The 4,678-nt window shown below is 35.6% G+C and carries 4 protein-coding genes; all 4 read right to left on the bottom strand.

Features of this window, described 5'->3' with window-relative positions; translation table 11 throughout:
• On the bottom strand, nt 1-2,105 hold a 2,105-nt coding region (locus tag ENL20_11235), incomplete at its 3' end, for a hypothetical protein (GenBank protein ID HHE39125.1).
• Nucleotides 2,106-2,237: 132 nt separating this feature from the next.
• A complete protein-coding gene (locus ENL20_11240; GenBank protein HHE39126.1) occupies nt 2,238-3,161 on the bottom strand; it encodes a tyrosine recombinase in 924 nt (307 codons plus the stop codon).
• Nucleotides 3,162-3,261: 100 nt separating this feature from the next.
• A complete protein-coding gene (locus ENL20_11245; protein HHE39127.1) occupies nt 3,262-3,639 on the bottom strand; it encodes a DUF559 domain-containing protein in 378 nt (125 codons plus the stop codon).
• Between the two features lie 121 nt (nt 3,640-3,760).
• A complete protein-coding gene (locus ENL20_11250) occupies nt 3,761-4,504 on the bottom strand; it encodes a hypothetical protein (protein HHE39128.1) in 744 nt (247 codons plus the stop codon).
• Nucleotides 4,505-4,678: the final 174 nt, after the last annotated feature.

The following is a 4,678-nucleotide window of genomic DNA, read 5'->3' on the forward strand; positions in this document are numbered from 1 at the left end:
AGGAAGATATCATTTCCGTAATTTATTTCGGAATTGTTATTGTATATATTGCACCTGTTTTCAGCATCCAAAACCGGATTTGAATTATTCAAAACGATACCACTTCCGGAACCGGCATAATTATTTGAAATTGTTACCGAAGATAAAAACGGATTGGAATCATAAAAATAAATTCCTCCTCCGAAACCATTAAAACCGTTTGCACTATTATTCTCAATTCGGACACTATTTAATATTGGATCTGAATCTCTGCAATAAATACCGCCACCCCTAGAATTACTGCTATTGGAAGTTATCAATAGATTCTCCAACTCAATATTTGATCCGTCTATATAAATTCCTCCACCGTTTCTATAGTTTGGATGACTGCCGTTTTTTATTGTTAGATTTTTTATCGAATGCGTAGTTCCAAGTGAAGAGAAAACACGATTGGATTCTTCTGCATCCAATATTGTATTTTCCCTGCTTTCACCGATAATGTCCACATAATCCTTACATAATATAAAAAAAGATTCATTAGTTTGAGATGGTGAATATGTTCCGTTTGCCAGGAATATCGACACGGGATTCGACTCAACGCCAATAATTTTCTGAAGAGCATAAAATATGTTTTTTAAGGGATCATCTGCTGTAAGTCCGCTGTTATTATTATCTCCGGTTGGATTTACATACAGATCCGCATTAACCGCTTCTATCATTCCGTTCTGAATGTCAAAAGTGAAATCTTCAATCGGATGGACTTGATATTCGGTAGGTTCAATTACTGTAAAAGTATCTACGATGATATTGCATTCATTGATATTATGTGCGTAAATATCGTCTCCGAGATTGCTGTTAATACCATTATTGCAATAAATATTACAGCGATTATCAGGATCAAAAACTATCTCGGAATCATAACTGAAAACAATTCCACCTCCTTGATTTCCGGAAATATTTTCTGAAATTGTTACTCTGGATAAATTTATTGTAGAATTATAAATAGAAATTCCGCCGCCGGAACCAGCCATATTTCTGCTAATAATTCCATTAGTAATAATCAATGAAGAATTATAAGAACACTCAATTCCACCACCGCCACCCGCAGTATTATTTTCAGTAATTGTAACATTACTCAAAACAGGACTTGCTCCCCAACAGGAAAATCCGGCTCCTCCCGGATCATCACTGGAAGGAACAAAATTATTGCTGATCGTCACATTATTAAATATGGGTGATGAATTACCGCAACAGAAAACTCCTCCGCCATTAAAAGCTGTGGAATTTCCTGAAATCAGAACATTCTCGAAAATTGCTTCGGAATTTTCGGAAATATGGATTCCACCACCATCATGATTGGCTTCATTGTTCAGAATATTGGAATCGATAATATACGGAAAAGAATCATAAGAATAAAATCCACCGCCGTAATCAGCAGTATTTGACTCGATCGTCACATTTTCCAGATTGGAATTGGAATTATTTTTACAGAAAAAACCGCCACCTTCAATTGCCGAATTTCCGGTAATTATAACATTGTTCATATTCGGATTGGAATTAAAATAACACTCTATTCCGCCACCGTAATCTGCATCATTATTGGAAATTGTTGTGTTTAAAATTTCCGGACTGGAATTGTAGCAGAATATTCCACCGCCATTTTCCGCAGAGTTGTTTTTTATCAGACAGTTATTTATGAGAACATTCGATGATTGATTCAGGAAAATCGCTCCGCCAAAAACTTCATATAAACCGGTTCCCTCCGCTTTTCCGTATTCAAGCCTGCAATAAACAACCTTCGAACTATCCTGCGAGTTTGTGTTGGAAAATCTTAATCCATGCCAACCGATGAATGCATTTTCTGCTGTGAAATAAATGGAATCGGATTCGGTTCCTTCTGCGAGAAGTCTGCCGTAAATGTTAAATTTGTAATGATCGGAAAAGATTACTTCGACAGCAGGTTCGATGGTTAACAAATCTTCGGATTGGATAGAGATTTCTCCATCGATGATGTAAGGGGAATTTTCAAAAACCCAATTTCCGTTTACATTTCCTGCCGGGATGTGGGTTTGGGATAGAAGGATTAATGGGAAAATAATTGATAAGAGAAAGGTTATTTTTTCCATGATAATTTGCTCCTTTTTTTTATTTTATAAACTTCACAAATCATAAAGATTTGATACATAAACAAATTAAGATGCAACTTTTGAACCAAGATTATATACTTGCCAAATTTTAAAAATTTGGCAAGTTTCCAATCAATCCTTCTTCTTACTTCTCGGATGTGCCTGCTCGTATACCTTTTTCAGATCCTTCAAAGAAAGATGAGTATAGATCTCTGTTGTGGAAAGATTGCTGTGTCCGAGCATTTCCTGAACTGCTCTCAAATCTGCTCCATGTGAGAGCAGATGTGTAGCAAATGAATGTCGAATGGAATGTGGAGAATAACCTTTGGTTTTGGCAACAAGAATGATATATCTATCGAGGATTTCGCGTAGTTCGTCTGAAGACAATGGTTTTCCGCTTTTGGATAGGAAGATATTTGAAATCCTCTTTAATTCCCTCCGGCAGTTGCCGGAGGGATGAAACTGACTTCTGATTTGTAAATAATTCTTTATTGCTTTGATTGCTTTTTTCCCAATCGGAACAATCCGTTCTTTGTTACCTTTTCCAATTACTCTTATAATTTTCTCGTTCAGATCGATTTGCTGAAGTGTACAATTTGCGATTTCGCTGATCCTCATTCCGCTGGAATAGATCAACTCTAAAATCGCTTTATTGCGAATTCCGAATTTACTGGTCAGGTCGGGAATATTGAGAAGTGCGTCGATCTCGATCTCTGTGAAATGTTTAGGCAGGTGTTTTTCAAATTTCGGGATTTTGAGATTATCTGCCGGATTTTTTTCGATTATTCTATTTCTCTCGCAGAACTGGAAAAAGTTTTTAATGGTTGTTGCTTTGCGCGCCAGAGTTCTGTTGCTACGGTTATTCATACTCAAATGCCGCATAAAATCGCGCAGGAACAAACGGGAAACCTGCTCGATCTTAACTTCTTCATTTTCAAAATATTTTGTTAGAAATTCTTCGAGTTGGAAGAGGTCACTTTCGTATGCTTTGATCGTATGTTCGGATAAACCTCGGGAGATTTGGGTGCGAATGTATTGAGTGATTTGTGTTTTCATTTTAACTTATCCCCAGTCCTTCTCTTGAGAAGAGAAGGGAGATCAAGAGAAGCAAGAAGAAACTCAAATCCAACTGAAACAGACAGTCATCCCTCTCTTCTCAAGAGAGGAACCGACGGTGTGTTAGGATTTTTGTTAATTCTTCAATAACTTCATTCAAATTTTTAATAACTTTTTCATTATTAAATCTAATAACTTTCATCCCCAATTCATTGATGATCGCTGTTCTCAACTCATCACAATCCTTTTGAGTCTCATGAATTCCTCCATCTATTTCGACAACTAATTTCATTTCATGACAATAGAAATCTGCAATGAAAAATCTTTTTCGTCCTTCATATTCAAAATAGAGCGGAAATTGACGATTGAATTTCAGGTTTTCAATTTTCCTGTTCCGAACAGCATTCCAGAAAATTTTTTCGGCTTTGGTAGAATGCTTTCTTAAATTTCCGGCTGTTTGGACTGCAATAGATTTCATTTAACTCATCCCCAGCCCTTCTCTTAAAAAGAGAAGGGAGTTTTAGAGAAACAAGAAGAAACTCAACCTAACCGAAACATGAAGTCATCCCTCTCTTCCCAAGAGAGGGACCGAGGGTGAGTTATTCAATCTTTTCTTCAATCCACTCCCTCGTAATCTTCCCATTCTCAAATATCAACCTCAATTTCCCAAAAAATCCCCGATGGCAGAGAATGCTGTAATAATTAGTTCGGTTATTGGAAAACAATTCGTTCTTTTTCTTCTGGTAATCAAAACTGACAACAACATCGACCGGAAGATCTTCGACAATATCCTCATCGATATATTTTGTCATATTTGAAAGCATGATAATAAAATCTGATTTCTTTTTGAGGAATTTTGCCTGTTCTGCTGCATCTTCAAAAACATCGAAATCAAATTCAGCATCAGGATTTATCTCATTCTTGACCGTAAAATCCGGGGTGTAAATCGAAAATATCCCGACCGAAATCGAATCAGTTTGCAGGATAATATTTTCGATTAGGGGAATTTCCTCGTGTTTAATATTAGATGCAATGAACTGGAAATTGAGAGTATCGCTTCCTTCATAAAATAAGAAATCGATAGGACAAGCATACTGGCAATTTACAGAATCGAGAAAAGCGATGATCGAACTGTCTGAATTTGCTTCCTTAAGGATTGTACCACCAAAAATATTGACCTGAATGATCGAGTCATTCACGGTATTTTCCAAAACAAATTTTTCTTTATCAATGTTGTTCTCATCGAATCTTGGTTCAATGAAAAAATTCAAATCGAGATGTTCGATGGAAAATAGAAATATTGCAGATATTAAATAAAAAATTATAATAATTGTCTTTTTCAAAAAATTCCTCTTCCTTCTTAATAAAATTAAAACAACTAAAAAAACAAAAAGAATTTTGACAATATAAAAGATAGATTTAACCTTTCTTTGAATATTGAAAATAAAGGAAATTTTTATGGATAATAAATTGATTGTTGTGATTGGAGCTTACGGAAGCGGAAAAAGTGAGTATTC

It is taken from the genome of Candidatus Cloacimonadota bacterium, assembly GCA_011372345.1.
Classification (GTDB): domain Bacteria; phylum Cloacimonadota; class Cloacimonadia; order Cloacimonadales; family TCS61; genus DRTC01.

Coding starts and splice junctions, on each gene's coding strand:
- ENL20_11240 (HHE39126.1), bottom strand. CDS start 3,161: ATGAAAACACAAATCACTCAATACATTCGCACCCAAATCTCCCGAGGT.
- ENL20_11245 (HHE39127.1), bottom strand. CDS start 3,639: ATGAAATCTATTGCAGTCCAAACAGCCGGAAATTTAAGAAAGCATTCT.